General features: G+C 73.2%; 18 protein-coding genes. 5 read left to right on the top strand and 13 right to left on the bottom strand.

The window, feature by feature from the left end; all coding sequences use genetic code 11:
- Nucleotides 1–21: 21 nt before the first annotated feature.
- The 10 genes from DE149_RS08345 to DE149_RS08300 all read right to left on the bottom strand — a co-directional run bounded on the left by DE149_RS08345 (nucleotide 22) and on the right by DE149_RS08300 (nucleotide 12,499).
- Complete coding sequence (locus DE149_RS08345; RefSeq protein WP_036313565.1) at nucleotides 22–1,518, bottom strand: YdiU family protein; 1,497 nt, start codon at nucleotides 1,516–1,518, stop codon at nucleotides 22–24.
- 172 nt (nucleotides 1,519–1,690) lie between these two features.
- Nucleotides 1,691–2,641, bottom strand: a complete 951-nt coding sequence (locus tag DE149_RS08340) for a hypothetical protein (protein WP_036313563.1) — start codon at nucleotides 2,639–2,641, stop codon at nucleotides 1,691–1,693.
- Between the two features lie 209 nt (nucleotides 2,642–2,850).
- Entirely contained in the window at nucleotides 2,851–3,711 is an 861-nt protein-coding gene (locus tag DE149_RS08335) for an HpcH/HpaI aldolase/citrate lyase family protein (RefSeq protein WP_069941119.1), read from the bottom strand.
- Nucleotides 3,712–3,842: 131 nt separating this feature from the next.
- Nucleotides 3,843–4,628, bottom strand: coding sequence for a 2-keto-4-pentenoate hydratase (locus tag DE149_RS08330; protein WP_044658782.1), 786 nt, complete (start codon nucleotides 4,626–4,628; stop codon nucleotides 3,843–3,845).
- Nucleotides 4,629–5,022: 394 nt separating this feature from the next.
- Nucleotides 5,023–6,189 (bottom strand): 3,4-dihydroxyphenylacetate 2,3-dioxygenase, encoded by a 1,167-nt coding sequence (hpaD, locus tag DE149_RS08325; RefSeq protein ID WP_113914330.1) that lies wholly within the window; start codon nucleotides 6,187–6,189, stop codon nucleotides 5,023–5,025.
- A gap of 263 nt (nucleotides 6,190–6,452) precedes the next feature.
- Nucleotides 6,453–7,997, bottom strand: a complete 1,545-nt coding sequence (gene hpaE / locus DE149_RS08320; protein ID WP_113914329.1) for a 5-carboxymethyl-2-hydroxymuconate semialdehyde dehydrogenase — start codon at nucleotides 7,995–7,997, stop codon at nucleotides 6,453–6,455.
- Nucleotides 7,998–8,080: 83 nt separating this feature from the next.
- Nucleotides 8,081–8,782, bottom strand: coding sequence for a GntR family transcriptional regulator (locus DE149_RS08315; RefSeq protein ID WP_061866848.1), 702 nt, complete (start codon nucleotides 8,780–8,782; stop codon nucleotides 8,081–8,083).
- Nucleotides 8,783–8,784: 2 nt separating this feature from the next.
- Nucleotides 8,785–10,383, bottom strand: coding sequence for a fumarylacetoacetate hydrolase family protein (locus DE149_RS08310; RefSeq protein WP_041102617.1), 1,599 nt, complete (start codon nucleotides 10,381–10,383; stop codon nucleotides 8,785–8,787).
- Nucleotides 10,384–10,477: 94 nt separating this feature from the next.
- Nucleotides 10,478–11,692, bottom strand: coding sequence for a PLP-dependent aminotransferase family protein (locus DE149_RS08305; protein ID WP_113914328.1), 1,215 nt, complete (start codon nucleotides 11,690–11,692; stop codon nucleotides 10,478–10,480).
- Between the two features lie 72 nt (nucleotides 11,693–11,764).
- Nucleotides 11,765–12,499: a GerMN domain-containing protein gene (locus DE149_RS08300; protein ID WP_113914327.1), complete on the bottom strand. Its 735-nt coding sequence runs from the start codon at nucleotides 12,497–12,499 to the stop codon at nucleotides 11,765–11,767.
- 158 nt (nucleotides 12,500–12,657) lie between these two features.
- Between DE149_RS08300 and DE149_RS08295 the strand changes: the two genes are divergently transcribed.
- The 4 genes from DE149_RS08295 (at nucleotide 12,658) to pdxT (ending at nucleotide 15,729) form a co-directional block, all read left to right on the top strand.
- Nucleotides 12,658–13,503 carry a CoA ester lyase gene (locus DE149_RS08295; protein ID WP_113914326.1) on the top strand — a complete coding sequence of 282 codons (846 nt, stop codon included), beginning with the start codon at nucleotides 12,658–12,660 and terminating at the stop codon, nucleotides 13,501–13,503.
- A 51-nt stretch (nucleotides 13,504–13,554) separates the two neighbouring features.
- Nucleotides 13,555–14,040: a DedA family protein gene (locus tag DE149_RS08290; protein WP_041102620.1), complete on the top strand. Its 486-nt coding sequence runs from the start codon at nucleotides 13,555–13,557 to the stop codon at nucleotides 14,038–14,040.
- A 115-nt stretch (nucleotides 14,041–14,155) separates the two neighbouring features.
- Nucleotides 14,156–15,100 carry a pyridoxal 5'-phosphate synthase lyase subunit PdxS gene (gene pdxS, locus DE149_RS08285; protein ID WP_036313496.1) on the top strand — a complete coding sequence of 315 codons (945 nt, stop codon included), beginning with the start codon at nucleotides 14,156–14,158 and terminating at the stop codon, nucleotides 15,098–15,100.
- The gene (pdxT, locus tag DE149_RS08280) at nucleotides 15,097–15,729 is read left to right on the top strand and encodes a pyridoxal 5'-phosphate synthase glutaminase subunit PdxT (RefSeq protein WP_170721351.1); all 633 of its coding nucleotides are present in this window, start codon (nucleotides 15,097–15,099) and stop codon (nucleotides 15,727–15,729) included. The genes pdxS and pdxT overlap by 4 nt, the downstream gene beginning before the upstream one ends.
- 36 nt (nucleotides 15,730–15,765) lie before the next feature.
- On the opposite strand, the gene ald is transcribed toward pdxT, so the two are convergent.
- A complete protein-coding gene (gene ald / locus DE149_RS08275; RefSeq protein WP_113914325.1) occupies nucleotides 15,766–16,908 on the bottom strand; it encodes an alanine dehydrogenase in 1,143 nt (380 codons plus the stop codon).
- A gap of 105 nt (nucleotides 16,909–17,013) precedes the next feature.
- Between ald and DE149_RS08270 the strand changes: the two genes are divergently transcribed.
- Entirely contained in the window at nucleotides 17,014–17,511 is a 498-nt protein-coding gene (locus DE149_RS08270) for a DUF456 domain-containing protein (RefSeq protein WP_036339666.1), read from the top strand.
- A 55-nt stretch (nucleotides 17,512–17,566) separates the two neighbouring features.
- Here DE149_RS08270 and DE149_RS08265 read toward each other — a convergent pair whose 3' ends face one another.
- Together DE149_RS08265 and DE149_RS08260 are read right to left on the bottom strand one after the other, a co-directional pair.
- Nucleotides 17,567–18,295: a FadR/GntR family transcriptional regulator gene (locus tag DE149_RS08265; RefSeq protein ID WP_036313468.1), complete on the bottom strand. Its 729-nt coding sequence runs from the start codon at nucleotides 18,293–18,295 to the stop codon at nucleotides 17,567–17,569.
- Between the two features lie 79 nt (nucleotides 18,296–18,374).
- Complete coding sequence (locus DE149_RS08260; protein WP_063188601.1) at nucleotides 18,375–20,036, bottom strand: L-lactate permease; 1,662 nt, start codon at nucleotides 20,034–20,036, stop codon at nucleotides 18,375–18,377.
- Nucleotides 20,037–20,138: the final 102 nt, after the last annotated feature.

Here is a 20,138-nt window from a genome sequence, read left to right as displayed (position 1 = left end):
CGTTTCGTCAACGACAAGCGGTCAGGTGCCGCAGTAGGTGACGAACGGGGCCCCGTCCGCCGGACCCGGCTCCGCGTACCGCTCGAACCCGGGGCGCGGAGTGAAGGGATCCGTGACGGCCTCGAGCAGCCGGTGGACGGCGGTGAGGTCCCCGTCCTCCGCGGCCGTCAGGGCCTCGTCGAGCAGGTGGTTCCGCGGGATGTAGACGGGGTTCACCGCGCGCATGCGGGCCGGATCGGGACCCATCGCCCGCCACTCCGCGAGCCAGGCGGCGAGCCCCGCGGGGTCCGGGGCGCCGGGGACGAGCCGTGCCGCCTCGGTGCGCGCCGCGTCGTCGTCCACGGGCGCCGCCGTGTGCTCGGCCAGCCGCACCCAGAACGAGGTCCAGTCGGCCCGCGCCGCGGCCAGCCACGGGAACAGGCGGTCGGTGAGCGCGGCGACGTCGTCCTCCGCCACGGACGCCGGGAGGCCGAGCTTGTCCCGCAGTCCGCCCCGCCACGCCGCGAGATGGGCGCCGTGGAACCTGCCCAGCGCCTCCTGGGCGAGTGGGACGGCGCGGTCGGGGTCGTCGTCGAGCACGGGCACGAGGGCCTCGCCGAGTCGGGCGAGGTTCCACGCGGCGATGGGCCCCTGGTTGCCGTACGCGTACCGGCCCTGGGTGTCGATCGAGGAGAAGCTCGCGGCCGGGTCGAAGGCGTCGATGAACGCGCAGGGGCCGTAGTCGATGGTCTCGCCGGACAGGGTCATGTTGTCCGTGTTCATCACACCGTGCACGAAGCCGACGAGCATCCAGCGGGAGACGAGCTCGGCCTGCGCGGCGATCACCGCCTCGTAGAGCGCGAGCGCGGGGTGCTCGGCGTCGGTGGCGTGCGGGTGGTGGCGGGCGATGGACTCGTCGACGATCCGGCGCAGCACCTCCGTGGGGTGCGCCTGCTCGGGGAGGGCGGCGGCGTACTGGGCCGTGCCGACGCGCAGGTGCGACGCGGCCGTCCGGGCCAGCACCGCGCCCGGCAGCACGGTCTCGCGGCGGACCGGGTGGCCCGTGGCGACGACGGCGAGCGCCCGCGTGGTCGGCACGCCGAGGGCGTGCATCGCCTCGGAGACCACGTACTCGCGGAGCATGGGGCCGAGTACGGCCTGCCCGTCGGCGTTGCCGCGCGCGAAGGGCGTGCGACCGGAGCCCTTGAGATGCAGGTCGTGGAGCCGACCGTCCGGAGCCGTGAGCTCGCCGAGGAGGAGGGCGCGCCCGTCACCCAGGCGGGGGGAGTAGTGGCCGAACTGGTGGCCCGCGTACGCCTGCGCGACCGGCCGCGCGTCCGGGCCGGACTGCTCGCCGGTGAGGAAGCGGACGCCGTCGTCGCTGGCGAGCCACTCGGCGTCGAGGCCGAGCTCCGCCGCGAGGCCGGCGTTGAGCAGGACGAGCCGCGGGCCGTCCGTGGCCTGGGCCTGCCAGGGCAGGGCGAGCTCGGGGAAGGTGTCGGCGAAATGCGAGCTCAGGGCGGGAACGGACGTGGTCATAGGGCCACGCTACGTGGGGGAGGACGGGTGTTCACGGGCCGACTCCCACCGCACCCGTCCTTTCGAGGCGGGAAATCGACCCCACGGGCGTGGACCAGAGCGCTTTGACCTGGATTTCCCGCCTCGAAACGGGGGGCCGTGGCGGACTGCGGTGACCGTGGATCTCACCGGGTCACCCACCGAACGCGGCCGCCCGGCGCCGCACCCGCGCGACGACGTCCGCGTAGTCGTTCCGAGCGTCGGCCCACATGACCTTGATCGAGAGCCAGTCGTGGTCGGCGCACCAGCGGTCGCGCAGCACGTCGCGGGCCTGCTGCTCGGCGGTGCGGTGGTGCTCGCCTTCGTATTGCAACGCGAGGCGCCACGGCCGATACCCGAGGTCGACCGTCGGAGCGCGGCGGTCTGACGGGTCCAGCCGGCACTGCACCTCGGGCTCCGGCAGCCCGGCATCGACGAGCGCCAGCCGCAGACGCGTCTCGCGCGGCGAATCCGCCCCCACGCGCATCCTCGCCAGCGCTGCCCGGGCCAGTCCGCGCCCCCGGAAACGTCCCCGTTCGGCCAGCGATCGGACGAGCTCCTCCGGGGTGTAGGCGGGATCCCCGCGTCCGCCGCCGGGCAGCCACGGCGGGCAGAGCAGGGCGTCACCGGCGACGACGACGTCCCGCTCCGTGAGCGCCGCCCGTGCCGCGCACAGGTCCCACAGGGTGCGGGCCGGCGTCGTCACAAGCACGCCGCCCCGCGTCATCCGCTGTCCCTCCGGCACCTCGATGCGGTGGGGCACCAGACTCGCCTGGACCGGCCGGCCGCCCGAGGTGCCGACGCTGACGTGCACCGCACCGGGGGCCAACAGCCGTGCGGGCACGGTCAGGCCGTGCAGGCGCGCGGCGGTCTCATGGCTGACGACGACGTCGGGATGGCGCCGCTGATACGCGCGGATCTCATCCATCGTCCACTCACGGACGGAGACCGCCGCAGGGCCGGCCGGCCCGTAGATGCCGTGGCGCAGCCGCCGCAGGTCTGAGGACTGCAGTCGGGACCACGTCACACCCGCCCGGCGCGCGTCATCGACCGTGAAGGCGGTGGGGTCGATCGACGGCGGCAGCGGGGCGGGACGACGGGGCATGCGGCGAGCGTGCTCCGTCGGTCGGCATCCCGAGACAGACGAGCGGGGGCCTGGGGACGCGCGAGGGGGCCCGGTGCGGTTGTGCAGGAGGCGGCGACGTCCCCCGAAGCGCCGGCCCCGAGCCATTCGAGGCGGGAAATCCACGTCATGGGCCAGGATCGGGCGTCCATGGGGTGGATTTCGCGCCCCGAAGTGAGGGGATGACCGGATCAGTACGACGCGCGGGGCGCGCTCTGCCCGTCGGCCGCGGCGTTGCTCGGGGCCGGGCACCAGCGGTCGGCGAGGGCCTCGGCGGCGCGGGCCAGCAGGGCGACGTCGGCGCCCACGTTGACGTAGTCCGCACCGGCGGCGGCGTAGGCGTCGGCCTGCGCGGGCACGAACGCGTTGACGCCCACGATCTTCCCGGCGGCCTTGACCTTCGTGATGACCTCCTCGACCGCGGCCACCACGTCCGGGTGCGACTGCTGGCCGAGCAGGCCCAGGGACGCGGAGAGGTCCGAGGGGCCGATGAAGACGCCGTCGATCCCGTCCACCGCCGCGATCTCGTCCGCGTTCCGCACGCCGGCGGCCGTCTCGATCTGCACGATCACGGAGACGTGGTCCGCCGCGCCGGGCAGGTAGCCGGGGATCCGGTTCCAGCGGCCCGAGCGTGCCAGGGCGGAGCCCACGCCGCGCACCCCGCCCTCGGCGGAGCCGTCCGGGTAGCGGGCGGCGGCCACGGCGCGGCGGGCCATCGCGGCGTCGTCGACCATGGGCACCAGCAGCGACTGGGCGCCCAGGTCCAGGAACTGCTTGATGGCCACGGTGTCCAGCGCCGGCACGCGCACCAGGGTGGGCACACGGTAGCCGGCGATCGTGCGCAGCTGGGCGAGGACGTCCTGCAGGGTCAGCGGTGCGTGCTCGGCGTCGATGAGCAGGTAGTCGAGGCCCGCGCCGGCGCAGATCTCCGCCGTCGTCGGGTCCCCGGAGGAGAGGAACATGCCGGCGGCGGGGCGGCCCCCACGGGCGGCGACGGCCTCGGGCGTGAAGAGGTCGCGGAACAGCGGCTGCGGGTTGTGGCGGACGGGCATGGGACGTTCCTCCGGGGTTCTCCGCGCCCTCCACCCGACGCGGGTTGAGTTGTCGCGGGTGGAGCGGCGTCGTACTGGTGATAGGTCAACCCGCGTTGCGGGCGGGCGGGGCGACGACGACGGCGGGCGGCTCAGGCGAAGCGGCAGGTGATGGTGCCGAGCGGGCCGTAGTCGGCGTAGACGGTGTCGCCCTCGTACACCCACATCGGGCGGGTGAAGGAGCCGGCGAGCACGATCTCACCGGCTTCGAGCGCGTCTCCGTGCTCGGCGATGCGGTTGGCCAGCCAGTGCACGCCGTTGGCCGGGTGGTTCAGCACGCCCGCGGCCACGCCGGTCTCGATGATCTCCTCGTTGCGGGAGAGGATGCCGGAGACCCACCGCAGGTCGACGTCGTGCACGCCCACGGGGCGGCCGCCGATCACCAGGGAGCCCAGGGCGGCGTTGTCCGAGATGGTGTCCGTGATGGTGCGGCCGGCCATCTCGATGCGCGAGTCCAGCACCTCCAGCGCGGGCACCACGTACTCGGTGGCGCGCAGCACGTCCATCAGGTTCAGGCCGGGCCCGCGCAGCTCGTCCCGCAGCACGAACGCCAGCTCCATCTCGACGCGCGGATGGGTGTACTTCTTCCACTCGTACACGTGGCCGGACTCGAACACCTGGTCGTCGAAGATCACGCCGTAGTCCGGCTCGTCGATCCCGGTCGCGTCCTGCATGGCCTTGGAGGTCAGGCCGATCTTGTGGCCCACCTTGCGGCGGCCCGCCTCGACCTGGCGCTCGGCCCAGATGCGCTGGACGGCGTACGAGTCCTCGATCTCCATCTCCGGGTAGCGCGCGGTCAGCCGCGGCACGGGCACGCGGTCGATGCCCGCACGGTGCAGCTCGTCGGCGATCTTGACGTGGGTCTCGTGGTCCAGCACAGCGGTCTCCTTCACGACGACGGGCAGGGGCCTGGCCTTCATCGTATACGATTACGCGGCTCGGCCCCCGGCCCCGTCGCCATCCTGTCACCGCCCCGGATCAGTCCGGGGCGCGCGTCTCGATGCCCAGCCCGGGCTTGCGGCGGTGCACCGTGAGCCAGGCCAGCCCCCCGACGCCCGTCTGCGAGGCGGGACACCCCTGCTCCCCACGCTTTGAGGCGGGAAATCGAGCTCAAACTGGCCCTCCCGGCTCGAATGAGGTGGATTTTCCGCCTCGAACGGCGTGGGGCGGGGAGACGCGGAGGATGGTAGGGAGGGCGGACGCCGACGGCGGGCACCTGCGTTGGGTGCCCGCCGTCGTCGTGGTGTCCCGAAGCGGTGCCGGCCGTGCCGGTCAGAGCTGGTTGCCGAGCTTGTACTCGCCCTGCTTCCACTCCGGCATGGACTCCTCGCCCTGCCCCTCGCGGGTGTAGGAGAAGCCGTCGGCGCCGATGGTCACGGCCATCTCCGAGTCGTCGGTGCGGGAGACCAGCGGCTGCAGGTTGCCGTCGAGGTCCAGCACGCGGGAGGCATCGGTGTACCAGGACGGCACGATCGGGGTGCCCCACCAGTCGCGGCGCTGGTTGTCGTGCACGTCCCAGGTGACCACGGGGTTGTCCGGGTCACCGGTGTAGTAGTCCTGGGTGTAGACCTCCACGCGGTGGCCGTCCGGGTCGCGCAGGTAGAGGTAGAACGCGTTGGAGACGCCGTGGCGACCCGGGCCGCGCTCGATGTGGTCGGACATGCGCAGGGCGCCGAGCTTGTCGCAGATCGCCAGGATGTTGTGCTTCTCGTGCGTGGCGAAGCACACGTGGTGCATCCGGGGGCCGTCGCCGCCGGTCATGGCGGTGTCGTGCACGGTGGGCTTGCGGCGCATCCACGCGGCGTAGACGGTGCCGTTCTCGTCCTGGATGTCCTCGGTGACGCGGAAGCCCAGGTCCTGCATGTAGCGGGCGGCGCGCGGCACATCCGGGGTCACCTGGTTGAAGTGGTCCAGGCGGACCAGGGCGCCCGGGGTGTAGAGGTCGTAGCGCCAGGCCAGGCGCTCCACGTGCTCGACGTCGTGGAAGAACTCGTAGGGGAAGCCCAGCGGGTCCTCGACGCGCACGGAGTCGCCGACGCCCTTGACGAAGCCGTCCTTCCGGCGCTCCACGCGGCAGCCCAGCTCCTCGTAGAAGGCGACCGCCTTGTCCAGGTCCTCGGGGGTGCGCACGCGGTAGGAGAACGCGGCCACGGCGGCGGTCTCGCCCTGGCGCAGCACCAGGTTGTGGTGGATGAACTCCTCCATGGAGCGCAGGTAGACGGTCTCCTCGTCCTCCTCGGTGACCACCAGGCCGAGCACGTCCACGTAGAACTCGCGGGAGGCGGCGAGGTCCGTGACCACGAGCTCCATCGAGGCGCAGCGCAGGATGTCCGGCGCCTCGGACGTCGGGGTGGGGAGGGGGTTCTCCGGGTCGATGGGGACTTCCTTGGTGACGAAGAAGCCGGAGGAGGTCTTCTGGCGGCTCTCGAGGTTGGTCATCGGTGCTCCTTGGTGAGGGGGCGGTGCGCTGTGGCCTGGGACACGGTCACGGGCTCGATCGTATACGATCCGGGCGACCGACGGGAAGGCCGCCGAGGAACGCGGGTTGAGTTGTCGCGGGTCCGGGGCGCCCGCACCCGCGACAACTCAACCCGCGTCAGGTGGGCCGGGGGAGAGACCCGGCCCGGCCCCACCACGACGACGGCGCCCGCACCGTCGCAGGGACGGTGCGGGCGCCGTCGTGGTCGCCGGTCAGCGCGGGGTCAGCCGTCGATCTTCGCCGCGGCCTGCTCCTGCTTGCCGAACACCGGGTTGTGGACCTCGCCGAGGTTGATGTGCACGGCCTGCTGATCGGTGTAGAAGTCGATCGAGCGGTAGCCGCCCTCGTGGCCCAGGCCGGAGGCCTTCACCCCGCCGAACGGGGTGCGCAGGTCCCGCACGTTGTTGGAGTTGAGCCACACCATGCCGGCCTCCACGTTCTGCGCGAAGTTGTGGGCGCGCTTGAGGTCGTTGGTCCAGATGTAGGCGGCCAGGCCGTACTTGGTGTTGTTGGCCAGCTCGAGGGCCTCCTCCTCCGTGTCGAACGGGGTGATGGCCACCACCGGGCCGAAGATCTCCTCCTGGAAGATCCGGGCCTCCGGGGCCACGTCCGCGAACACGGTGGGCTGCACGAAGTTGCCCTCGGGGAAGCCCTCCGGGCGGCCGCCGCCGGCCACCAGGCGGGCCTCGGTCTTGCCGATCTCCACGTAGGACATGACCTTCTCGAAGTGCTCCGGGTGCACGATCGCGCCGACCTCGGTGGTCTCGTCGTCCGGCAGGCCGACCTTCACGCGGGAGGCCTGGGCGGCGTAGCGCTCCACGAACTCGTCGTAGACGGAGCGCTGGACCAGGATGCGGGAGCCGGCGGTGCAGCGCTCGCCGTTCAGGGAGAACACGCCGAAGATGGTCGCGTCGATCGCCGCGTCCAGGTCCGCGTCCTCGAACACCACGGCCGGGGACTTGCCGCCGAGCTCCATGGACAGGCCCTTCAGGTGCGGGGCGGCGTTGGCGAAGATGATCTGGCCGGTGCGGGACTCGCCGGTGAAGGAGATCAGCGGCACGTCCGGGTGCTTCACGAGCGGGTCGCCCGCGTAGCCCTCCTCGCCGAAGCCGTGCACCATGTTGAACACGCCCTTCGGCAGGCCGGCCTCCTCGAAGATCCCGCCCCACAGGGAGGCCGAGAGCGGGGTGAACTCGGCGGGCTTGAGCACCACCGAGTTGCCGGTGGCGATGGCCGGGGCCAGCTTCCAGGACTCCAGCATGAACGGGGTGTTCCACGGGGTGATCAGGCCGGCGACGCCGATCGGCTTGCGGTTCACGTAGTTGATCTGGCGGCCCGGCACCTTGAAGGTGTCGTCGTGCTGGGCCACGATCAGGTCCGCGAAGAAGCGGAAGTTCTCGGCGGCGCGGGCGGCCTGGCCCCTCGCCTGCTTGATCGGCAGGCCGGTGTCGAAGCACTCCATCTCGGCCAGCTGGTCGCCGCGGGTCTCCATGATGTCGGCGATCCGGTGCAGCACGCGGGAGCGCTGGCGCGGCAGGGCCTGGGACCAATCGCCGGACTCGAAGGCCCGCTTCGCGGTGGCGACGGCGCGGTCGATGTCCGCGGCCTTGCCGGAGGCGGCCGTCAGGTACGGCTCGTTGGTCACCGGGTCGAGCACCTCGAAGGTGTCGCCGTCGATCGAGTCGACGAACTCGCCGTCGATGTAGTGGCGCAGGACGTCGGGCAGGCCCGCGGGCTTGCGGGCCTCGATGCTGGTCTTCTCCGTCATGGTGTCTCTTTCGCTGAGTGCTTCGGGTGGGTCTGATGATCGGGGCCTGGAGCAGCCGGCGTCGGCGCCGGTCCGGCCGGCGGTCACGCGGACGGCTCGGCGCTGTGCTCCAGGTAGGCGTGCAGGGTGTTCAGGCGGTGGGCGCGGGCGGCGGCCTCGATCTCCTCGAAGCGCGCCCCGTCCTCGATCAGGCGCAGCAGGTGCTCGTGCTCGTCCACGGAGGCCACCGCCCGACCGGGCACGTACGCGAACGTGGAGGAGCGCAGCGCGGCCAGGCGGTTCCAGCCGCGGTGCACCAGGTCGTGCACGTGCTCGTTCTGGTGATGCTCGAACAGGATCGAGTGGAAGCGGCGGTTGAGCTCGGTGAACGCCACCGGGTCCCAGGCCCTCTCCGACTCCGTCATCGCGCGCATGGTCGCGTTCACCTCGCGGGCCGCCGCGAGGTCCTCGGCGGTCACGTGCGGGGCGCACTGGGCGGTGGAGAACCCCTCCACCAGCGCCAGCGTCTCCATGGTGTGGCGGTACTCGACCGGGTCGATGCCCACCACGGTGGCGCCCACGTTGCGCTCGTAGGCCACCAGCTTCTCGGACTGCAGGCGGCGGATCGCCTCCCGCACGGGCACCACGGACATGCCCAGCTCCGCGGCGATCTGGGACAGCACCAGCCGGTCGCCCGGCTCGTGGCGCTGGTCCCGGATCCCCTCGAGGATCGCCTGGTAGGCGCGGTCCGCCTTGGAGACGGGGGCGCCTGCGAGGCCGACCGTTCCGATGTCCGTGCGGCGCATGCTCAGGCGTCGCCCTCCGGGGCCGGGGCGTCCGGCAGGGTCTTGCGGTACTCGGCGAACTTGGCCTTCCACTCGGCGTTCGGGGGGAACATCCCGTCCACCGGGTAGCCGGCCTTGACCTGCTCGTACGCCCAGGCGTCCTGGAGCTCCTGCTCGTAGGCGTCGTCCACAACCTCCTGGAGCAGGGACGGCGGGATGACCACCACACCGTCGTCGTCGCCGACGATGATGTCGCCGGGCTGCACGGTGGTGCCGCCGCAGGCGATGGTGCCGCCGACCTCCCACGGGATGTGACGGCGGCCCAGCACCGCCGGGTGCGTGGCGCCGGCGTACACCTGGAGGCCGACCTCGGCGACGGCGGCGGAGTCGCGGATGCCGCCGTCCGTGATCACGGCGTTCGCGCCGTTCACCTGGGCGCGCAGGGCCAGGACGTCCCCGAGGGTGCCGGTGCCGTGCTCGCCACGGGCCTCCATGACCACCACGTCGTCCGGCTGCACCGAGTCGATCGCCCGCTTCTGGGCGTTGAAGCCGCCGCCGAACTCCTTGGCCAGGTCCTCGCGCTTGGGGATGTAGCGCAGGGTCTTGGCGTAGCCGAGGACGCGCCGACCCCGGTGGATCGGGCGCGGGCCGTCGATGGTCGCGTTCTGGACGCCGCGCTTCTGCAGCTGGGCGGTGAGGGTGGCCACCGCGATGGCGTCGATCTTGGCGCGCAGCTCGGGGGTCAGCAGGGAGCGGTCCGGCTGCGGGGCGCTCGCGACCCAGTGGCCGTTCTCGTCCACCGCGGACGACGACGGCGCCGCGGCCTGCGGGGCCAGACCGGCGGCCTCGCGGGAGCCCCAGGCCTCCTCGCGCTGCACGTCGTCCACCTGCGGCTGCGCGCCGAACGGGGCCAGGGAGTGCTCCGAGTCGACGACCGTCGTCACCAGGCGGCCGGTGGTCGGTGCGCCGGGGGCGCTGGGGGCGTCCACCTCCACCTCGACGACGTCGCCCGGCTGGGCCACGGAGGATCCGGCGGGGGTGCCGGTGAGGATGACGTCGCCCTCCTCGAGCGTCATGAGCTGCGAGAGGTCGGCCACGAGCTGGCCGAACGGGAAGACGAGGCCCTCGGTGGTGTCGTCCTGGACGATCTCGCCGTTGACCCAGGTGCGCACGCGCAGGGCGGCCGGGTCCAGGCCCGCGGCGGAGATCACCGCGGGGCCGAGCGGGGTGTAGCCGTCGCCGGACTTGTTCTTGACGTTGGAGCCCTTGTCCGCGTGGCGGAGGTCGTAGAGACCCCAGTCGTTGGCGGCGGTGATGCCGGAGACGTGCGACCAGCCCTCCTCCGGGCTGACGCGCCGGGCGGTGCGGCCGATGATCAGCGCGATCTCGCCCTCGTAGGCGAGCAGCTCGGTGCCGGCGGGGCGCTCGATGGTGTCGCCGCTGCCGGCGAGGGAGGTGCCGGCCTTGAGGAAGTAGCCGGGGGCCTGCGGGGACCGGCCCCGCTGGGCGATGCGGGAGGGGTAGTTCAGGTGGACGGCGAGCACCTTGCCCGGCCGGTTCTCCCGGACGGTGAAGTCGTGCTCGGTGACGGTGGGCGTGGGGTCCGGTGTGCTCTGCGTCATGGTCGAGATCGTATACGATCTCGCGGGCCCGGGGAAGAGGTCGCACGCCCGGCAGACGCGCCGGGCCGACGTCGTCGTGGGCGCCCGCCGCGGCTCAGCGGGCCCGGGCGATCGACTCGTTCACCACCGGGGCCAGGCGCCGCACGCCCTCCACGAGCTTCTCGGCCGCCACGAACGAGTACGCCAGGCGCAGGGTGGAGTGCGTGCCCTCGACGGGGGTGAAGGCCGCCCCCGGCACGAACACCGCGCCCGCCTCGATGCCGCGGTGCATCACCTCGAGGGTGTCCACCCCGGCGGGCAGGGTGGCCCACAGGAAGAAGCCGCCCTGCGGGGTGATGAACTCGACCGCCGGGTCCCAGTGCTCACGCACCGCGTCCACGAGCGCCGCGGCCCGCTCGCGGTACAGCCCGGTCACGTGGCGGACGTGGCCCTGCCAGTCCAGCTGCGTGACGAAGGCGGTGGAGAGCATCTGCGAGTACGTGGACGCGTGGATGTAGGCGGACTCCGCGCACAGGTAGAACTCGCGCTTGAGCGCGGCCGGCACGAGCGCCCAGCCGATGCGCACGCCCGGGGAGAAGATCTTGGACATCGTGCCGAGGTGGACCACGTTGTCCCGGTGGTCGGCGGCGATCGGGGCGACGGGCTCGCCGTCGAACGCGATCTGCCCGTACGGGTTGTCCTCCACGATGAGCACGCCGTGCTTCTCGCAGATCGCGCCCACCTCGGCGCGGCGGCCCGGGGGCAGCAGGGCGCCCGAGGGGTTCGCGAACGAGGGGATCGTGTAGAGGAAGGCCACGCGGCGGCCCTCGGCGGCCAGGCGGGTCAGGGTCTCGTCGAGGGCCGCGGGCACCAGGCCGTGGTCGTCGGTGCCCGTGGCCACGGCCTCGAGCTGCCAGGTGGTGAAGGTGGTCAACGCGCCCACGAACGTGGGGTCCTCCACCACGACGACGTCGCCCGGGTTCGCGAACGCCCGGCAGGCGGTGTCGATCGCGGCCTGCGAGCCGGGGGTGATGACCACGAGGTCGGGATCCGCGTCCGGGATGCCGTCGGCGGCCATCACGGCGGTCGCGGCGGCACGCATCTCCTCGGTGCCCTGGCCGGGGCCGTACTGCAGGGACTCCGTGCCGAACCGGGTCATCAGGTCGGAGGCGATCCGGCCCAGCTCGTCGAGGGGCAGGTCGGCGAGCCACGGGTTCCCGCCCGCGAGCGAGACGAGGTTCGGGTCCATCGCGATGTCGAAGACGTCGCGGACCGCGGACTGCTTCACGCCGACGGCGCGCTGGGACAGGTGATCTCGGAGGTTCCGCACGCTCGGCACCCTATAGCACGGCGCGGCCGGGCCCGAAGGTCCGATGACGGGCGACGACGGCGGGTCGCGCGGTCAGGGGGCGCTCGGCTCCTGGCCGGGGGACCACGTGCCCTGGGTCGGCTCGGCGGGACCCCACGACGACTCCTCGGCCGGCGCCCACGTCTGCCCGCCGGATCCGTCGCTCGGCTCCCCACTCGGCGTGGGGTCCCCCTGCGGGACGTCCACGGACTCGCCGAGGCGGAGCGGTTCGAGCCCCAACACGTCGTCGAGGTCCCGGCCGTCCACCTCGAGTCGGACCTGGCCCGCGGACGTGAAGGCGGCGGCGGTCGCCTGCAGCTGGGCGCGGATCCGCTCGGCCGTGCACTCGTCCTCCGGCGTCACGGTGCCGGTGAAGGTGAAGATCTCCACGTCGCCCTCGCGGCGGTGCCCGGTCGGGGTGAGGGTCTCGCGCGCGTCGAACACGGCGTTCCACAGCGACGGGTCGCCGTGCCAGCCGCGCTCGTCCGCGAACAGGAAGTCCAGGGCGGCGTCCGCCTCGTCCTCGGTGTCCGTCGGCACGGTCTGCACGGGCACCAGCAGGTCGCCGCAGCCGAAGGGCCGGCCGCTCGTCCCCGGGACCGCCTCCGGTTCCGCGACGGCGAGGTAGACCGTCAGCGGCTGATACCCCTCCGTCGCGGGCAGGGGCACGCCGTCGTCGGACGCCGAATCCTCGGCCAGTCCGGGGTCGACCGCGCAGCCGGCCAGCAGGCACGCGGCGGCCACGGCACCCGTGATCCGCAGGGCGCGGGAAGGGGAGGGCGGGCGCATCGGGTACTCCTGGCGGTCGGGGGTCGGCGGCGTCGGACGGGCCGACGGCCTCTCCATGCTACGGCCGTCCGTCTCGCCCGCCGCGAGCGGATGTGAGGCCTCCCGCGGGTGGGAAGGGGCCCGCGGGCGGACGGCCGCGGCGGGCTAGGCTGGAGGCCATGCCCGTGAGGAACCGTCGCGCCGCCGCCCTGCCCGCCAAGCTCAGCCGCTCCTGGCTGCTGGTCAACGCGGCCACCCCCGACGCGTTCGCCCCCGCCCTGGCCTCCGAGGCCGACTCCGTCATCTTCGACCTCGAGGCCGCCGTGCCGGAGGAGCAGAAGGACGCGGCCCGCCAGCACGTCGTGGACGCCCTCTCCGGCGGCATGACGGCGTGGGTGCGCATCTCCGCGACCTCCACGGACCACTGGCAGCGGGACCTCGAGGCGCTCGCGGGTCTCGACGGCGTGCGCGGCGTCGTGCTGGCCGAGACCGAGGAGCCGGAGCAGGTCACGTTCACCGCGATGCGTCTGCGCGCCGGCACCCCGGTGATCGCCCTGCTGGAGTCCGCCCTGGGCATCGAGAACGCCACGGCCGTGGCCAAGGCGCCGGGCACGTTCCGTCTCGCCTTCGGCGTGAACGACTTCCGCAAGGACGTCGGCGTCGGCGAGGACCCGCTGGCCATGGCCTACGCCCGCTCCCGCATGGTGATCGCCTCCCGCGTGGGCGGTCTGCCCGGGGCGATCGACGGACCGCCCGGCAACGCGGACGGTGAGGACGCGGTCGTCGACTCCAGCGCCGTCACCGCCTCGATGGGCATGACCGGCCGCCTCGTCCTGAACCGGGATCAGGTGGACTGGGTCAACCGGGCGATGTCCCCGTCCGAGGACGAGCTCGCGTGGGCCCGCGACCTGCTCGAGAAGCATGCTCAGGGCGCCGCCGTCGGCGACGGTTCGTACCTGCCCCGCGTGCTGCGCGCCCAGAAGATCGCGGACCTCGCGGACTCGTACGGGCTCTGGAACGCGTGAGCACGGCCGGGGCGCGCGCATGAGTCCCCGCACCGACGGGTGGCTCCGCCCATGATGGCGTGGATCGACGGGCTGCCGCTGCTGTGGTCCATCGGGTTCTTCTGGATGCTGGCGATCCTGCGCACCCTGATCGTGTTCTCGCTCGGGCGGGGGCTGGCCTCCGGCGTCGAGCGGACCCGCTGGTTCGCCCGCGTGATGGAGGGGCCCGTCTATGTCCGCGCCCAGCGCTTCATCCAGCGCCACGGGGTGTGGGCCATCCCGTTCTGCTACCTCACGGTGGGCATCCAGACGGCGGTGATCGGCTCCGCCGGCGTCGCCCGCATGCCCTGGCGCCGGTTCCTGCCGGCGGCCGCGCTCGGCACGTTCCTGTGGGGCGTGGTGTACGGGACCGTCGGGATGGCCGTGGTGTGGGCCGTCATCGGCGCGGCGCTCGGAGAGGGCCGGGGTGTCCTCGCCCTCGTGCTGATCCTCGCGGCCGTGGCTGCGTTCGTCGTGTGGCGCCGACGCCGCACGCTGCGCCGGCACGGGGCCGGGTGACGTCGTCGTCCGTGACGCGGGCCGGGCTGCGCCGCCGGGGGACTAGAGTTGACCGCGTCTTCGCCCTGGCCAGCCGCCCCGCGGCCGGGGCCGCCACCCCTTCGGAAGGACCACCATGAGCGACGAGCGCGCCCGCAGCTTCTCCGCCTCCACCGCCTCCGCCGCCGACGACGGCGCCCGCGGCACCGGCACGACCCGCGTCAAGCGCGGCCTGGCGGACATGATGAAGGGCGGCGTGATCATGGACGTCGTCAACGCGGAGCAGGCGCGCATCGCCGAGGACGCCGGCGCCGTGGCCGTCATGGCGCTCGAGCGGGTCCCGGCCGACATCCGCGCCCAGGGCGGCGTGGCCCGCATGTCCGACCCCGACCTGATCGACGGCATCGTCGAGGCCGTGTCCATCCCCGTGATGGCCAAGGCGCGCATCGGCCACTTCGTGGAGGCCCAGGTGCTGCAGGCGCTCAAGGTGGACTTCATCGACGAGTCCGAGGTGCTCTCCCCGGCGGACTACGTGAACCACATCGACAAGTGGGACTTCGACGTGCCCTTCGTGTGCGGCGCCACCAACCTCGGCGAGGCCCTGCGCCGCATCACCGAGGGCGCGGCCATGATCCGGTCCAAGGGCGAGGCCGGCACCGGCGACGTCTCCGAGGCCGTGAAGCACATCCGCACCATCCGCAAGGAGATCGCCCAGCTCCAGGGCCTGGCCCAGGACGAGCTGTACGTGGCCGCGAAGGAGCTGCAGGCGCCGTACGAGCTGGTGCGCGAGGTCGCCGAGACCGGCGCCCTGCCCGTCGTGATGTTCACCGCCGGCGGCGTGGCCACCCCGGCCGACGCAGCCCTGATGATGCAGATGGGCGCCGACGGCGTGTTCGTGGGCTCCGGCATCTTCAAGTCCGGCAACCCGGCCGAGCGCGCCCGCGCCATCGTCAAGGCCACCGCCCAGTTCGACGACCCGATGGCGGTCGCCGAGGCCTCCCGCGGCCTGGGTGAGGCCATGGTGGGCATCAACGTGGGCGACCTGCCCGCCCCGCACCGCCTGGCCGAGCGCGGCTGGTGAGTCCACAGAAGACCGTCGGCGTGTTCGCCCTCCAGGGCGACGTGCGGGAGCACGCCCACGTGCTCGAGTCCCTCGGCGCGCGCACGCGCCCCGTGCGCCGCCCCGCGGACCTCGAGGGTCTGGACGGCATCGTGCTGCCCGGCGGCGAGTCCTCCGTGATGGACCGCCTCGCCCGGATCATGGGGCTCAAGGACCCGCTCATCGCCGCCCTCCGCGACGGGCTGCCCGCCTACGGCACGTGCGCGGGGCTGATCATGCTGGCCCGCGAGATCCGCAACCCGGCGCCGGATCAGGGCGGGCTCGGCGTGCTGGACGTGGCCGTGCGGCGCAACGCCTTCGGCGCGCAGGTGGACTCGTTCGAGGAGGACCTGGACATCCCCGCGGTCGCGGCGGAGCCGGTGCACGCCGTGTTCATCCGCGCCCCCGCCGTCGTCCAGGCGGGGGAGGGCGTCGAGGTCCTGGCGAGCGTGCCGGCGTCGCGCCTGTCCGTGCCCGCGGCGGAACCGGGGCTCGACGGCGACGCGCGGCTGCCCGTGGCCGTGCGGCAGGGCCACCTGCTCGCCACGGCCTTCCACCCTGAGGTGACCGGCGACTGGTCGTTCCACCGGGCGTTCCTCGCGGGGCTCTGAGCGGCCGGCCGGCCCCGCGCGCGACGGGCGCGGGGCTCAGGCCTCCGCGAGCACCTCGGAGGTGACGCGGACGTCCTTCTGGGGGTCCAGGCCGAGCTCGTCGGCCACGGCCGTGGCGACGGAGGGCAGGGTGAGGACGCCGTCGTGCGCGTTGAGGCCCCCGGCGAAGCCCTCGTCCGCGGCCAGCGCGGCGCGCCATCCGAGGTCGGCGATGCGCTTGATGTAGGGCAGCGTCGCGTTGGTCAGGGCCGAGGTGGAGGTCTGCGGCACGGCGCCGGGCATGTTGGAGACGCAGTAGTAGATCTTGTCCCCCACGAGGTACGTCGGATCCTGGTGGGTGGTGGCCCGCGAGTTCTCGAAGCAGCCGCCCTGGTCGATCGCGATGTCCACCAGCACGGAGCCGGGCCGCATGGACTCCACCATCTCGGCGGTCACCAGCTTCGGGGCCGCGGCGCCGGGGATCAGCACGGAGCCGATCACGAGGTCCGCGTCCGCCACGGTCTCGCCGATGTTCAGGTGGGACGAGGCCAGCGTGCGGATCCGACCCTGGTGGACGGCGTCCAGCTGCGCGAGCCGCTCGAGGGAGATGTCCAGGACGGTCACGTCCGCGCCCATGCCCGCGGCGATCACGGCCGCCGCCTCGCCGGCCACCCCTCCGCCGATCACGGCCACCCGGGCGCGGCGGGTGCCGGGCACGCCGCCCATCAGCACGCCCGAGCCGCCCTGCGGCTGGAGGAGGTGGTAGGCGCCCGCGGCGGGGGCCAGGCGGCCGGCCACCTGGCTCATGGGGGCCAGCAGCGGCAGGGAGCGACCGCGGGTGACCGTCTCGTAGGCGATCGCCGTCGTGCCGGCGTCCAGGATCGCCCGCGTGCACGCGGGGGAGGCGGCCAGGTGCAGATAGGTGAAGAGGACCTGGCCGCGGCGCAGGCGGCCGTATTCCTCCGGCTGCGGCTCCTTGACCTTGAGGACCAGCTCGGCGCGCTCCCAGAGCTCGTCGACGTCGTCGACCAGCTCGGCGCCGGCGTCGCGGTAGTCCTGGTCCGAGGCGCCGGAGCCGACGCCGGCCCCCGACTGCACGAGGACCTGGTGGCCCGCGCGCACCAGCTCCTGGACCCCGCCCTGCGTCAGGGCGACACGGAACTCGTTGTTCTTCACTTCGGTGGGCACAGCGACCAACATGCGGCGAATCTAGCCGATCCGGCCTGTTCCGGCGAGGGCGCGGGGGCCGCTGCGCGGTCGCCGGTGCCGCCGTCACCGCGGTGCCCGTCCCGTCATACTGGTGCGGTGACTCCCGCGCTGATCTCCCTCGTGGCCGTGCTCCTGCTCCTGGTGGGGCTGGTGGGCACCGTGTACCCCGTCCTGCCCGGCTCGCTGCTCAACCTCGTGACGGCTCTCGGGTGGGCCGCGCTGCTGGGTTCCCCCGCGTCCTGGACGTTCGGCGTCATCGCGGCCGGTCTCGCCGTGGCGGGGCTGAGCGCGTCCGCGGTGCTGACCGGCCGACGGCTGCGACGTGAACGCGTCACCCGCGGCCCGATCCTGTGGGGGGTGGCCGGCGCCGCCGTCGGGTTCTTCGTGATCCCGGTGGTAGGGCTGTTCCTCGGCTTCGCCGTCGGCCTGTTCGCCTCCCAGTGGGCCCGCACCCGGGACGCCCGGGCCGCGCTCAGCAGCTCGATCGGCGCGCTCACGGCCATGGGCATGGGCATGCTCGTGGAGTTCTGCTGTGCGCTGGGCTCGCTGACCGCCGTGGGCGTGGGCGCCCTGGTGCACGGCGTCACCGCCTGAACCGCCGGAGCCGTCCGTCCGGCGGGACCCCGCGCGCGCCGGACCCTTCGCCGGCTCAGCCGCCGGCGGGCACCCTGCCGGTCTGGGCGAGGGCGGCGAAGCCGAGGACGTGCTCCCGCAGCTCCTGCGCGGCCGCCCGGCCGTCCCCGGCGGCGGAGGCGGCGAGGATCCGCCGATGGTCGGCCTGCAGGCCGGCGCGCACGGCGGGCCAGTCGGACAGCCCGGCCACGGTCTCGGTCACGTAGCCGATGGTCGCCTGGCGCAGGGAGTCCAGCATCATCGCCGTCACGACGTTCCCGCCCAGGGTGGCCAGCCGCACATGGAACTCGGTGTCGAGCAGGTGGAAGTCCTCTTCCGGCAGCGCGGGGTCGTCCATCCGGTCCAGCAGGGTTTCCACCTCGGCCAGGACGGCGACGCTCTCGGGGTCGCCGGAGGTGGCGGCGGCCGCCTGCGCCGCATCGGTCTCGAGGAGCACGCGCGCGGCGACGACGTCGGCCATCGGCAGGGACCGGGTGGCGATGTGCAGGCGCAGCGCCCAGCCCAGCGCCGCGGACGGCTCGGAGACGACGACGGCGCCCGAGTTCGGCCCGGAGCCGGCGCTGGCGCGGATCAGGCCCATGGCCTCGAGCATCCGGGTGGCCTCCCGCACGGACGCCCGGGAGATGCCGAAGCGTTCGGCCAGGGTGCGTTCGCCGGGCAGCTTGTCCCCCACGACCACGGCGCCGGAGCGCAGCTCGGCCTCGAGCCAGTCGAGCACGATGGTGTAGGCGGGGGCAGCGGTCATGGACGGACCTTCCGAGGGGGCGGGGCGGCGACCGTCCATCCTACCGATGGACGCCGCCCCGCTCGGGTGGTGCAGGCGGTCAGCCCGCCGCCGGCAGCATCCACGCCAGCACGTTGGACTGCAGGTACACGAGCGTGCACACCGCCAGCAGGAGCACGAGCGACCACACCACCACGCGGCGCAGGATCTCGGACTCCCGGCCCTCCATGCCGACCGCCGTCGCGGCGATCGCCAGGGACTGCGGGGAGATCATCTTGCCCACGACGCCGCCGGAGGTGTTGGCGGCCACCAGCAGGGCCGGATCGGCGCCGATGTTCGTGGCGGCGGTCTGCTGCAGGGTGGAGAACAGGGCGTTCGCGGAGGTGTCCGAGCCGGTCACGGCGGTGCCGAGCCAGCCGAGCACCGGGGACAGGAACACGAAGGCCGCGCCCAGGCCGGCCACCCACGTGCCCATGGCGACCGTCTGGCCCGAGAAGTTCATGACGTAGGCCAGGGAGAGCACGATCACGATCGTCAGGGCGGACCAGCGCATGCGGGCGAAGCAGCGGCCGATCTCGGCGAGCGCGTTCCCCACCGAGAGCGGGAACCGGCCGTCGTGGTCGAACCGGGAGTAGACCACGGCCATGATCAGGCCGGCGATCAGCAGCAGCGTGCCGGGGGAGGCCAGCCACTCGAACTTGTACACGGTGCTCGCCAGGGGCGCGCCGGAGGCGTCGACGAGGTGCCCGTCGAGCCCGGGCCACGGGATCTTGGCGGTGGCGGAGTTCAGGGCCGCGGTGATCGAGGGGACCAGCTTGGCCAGGGCGAACACGGCCACGACCACGATGTAGGGCAGCACGGCCATGAAGATCCGGCCGGGGGTGAGGTCCTGCGCCGCCGCGCGGGCGGGGGCGTCGAGGCGCTGGCGGGCCTCCTCGGCGCCCCGCGGCCGCCAGAAGCGCAGCAGCAGGACGGCGGCGGCGAGGGAGACCAGGGAGGCCACGACGTCGGTGAGCTCGTAGGAGAAGTAGGTCGAGGCCAGCCAGATGGCGACGGCGAAGCTCGCGCCGATCACGATCAGTGCCGGCCACGTCTGCCGCACGCCGCGCAGCCCGTCGATGATGAACACGAGCAGGAACGGCACGAACACGGCCACGAACGGGGCCTGGTGGCCGACGATCGCGCCGATGTGCGAGGCGGGGATGCCGGTGAGCGTGCCGGCGGTGGTGATGGGGGTGCCCACGGCGCCGAAGGCCACGGGCGCGGTGTTCGCCAGCAGCACGGCGGTGGCCGCCCGCAGCGGGGGCACACCCAGGCCGAGCACCATGGTGGCCGTGATGGCCACGGGGGCGCCGAAGCCGGCGAGGGCCTCGAGCAGGCCGCCGAAGCAGAACGCGATGAGCACGGCCTGGATGCGGATGTCTCCGCCGCCGAGCGAGTCGAAGATCGCGCGCATGTCGTCGAATCGCCCGGAGAGCACGGTGACCTGGTAGAACCACAGCGCCATCACGACGATCCAGACGATCGGGAACAGGCCGAAGGTCGCTCCCTGGGCGGCGGCCAGCGCCGCCAGGTGGGCCGGCATGTGGAAGCCCAGCACGGCCACGAGCAGGGCCACCACGAGCGCGGCGAGGCCCGACTGCCAGGCCTTGAGGCGCAGACCGAGGAGGGTGGCGAAGAACGTCAGCAGGGGCAGGACGCCGAGCGCGGCGGAGAGCGCGACGCTGCCGGCGGCATCGGGGGTGGGGGTGAAGGTGTGCACGGGGGTCTCCCGGTGGGCGAGGGGACGGGGCGGGATCCGGTCGGGCCGGTGATGGTCGGACCACTGTGGTCAGACCAAGGAGCGTACTGTGAGGGCGGTCAC

Source organism: Micrococcus sp. KT16 (assembly GCF_003315015.1).
GTDB lineage: Bacteria > Actinomycetota > Actinomycetes > Actinomycetales > Micrococcaceae > Micrococcus > Micrococcus luteus.
The sequence above is the reverse complement of the archived record's forward strand: the minus strand, read 5'-3'. Positions and strand labels throughout refer to the sequence as shown.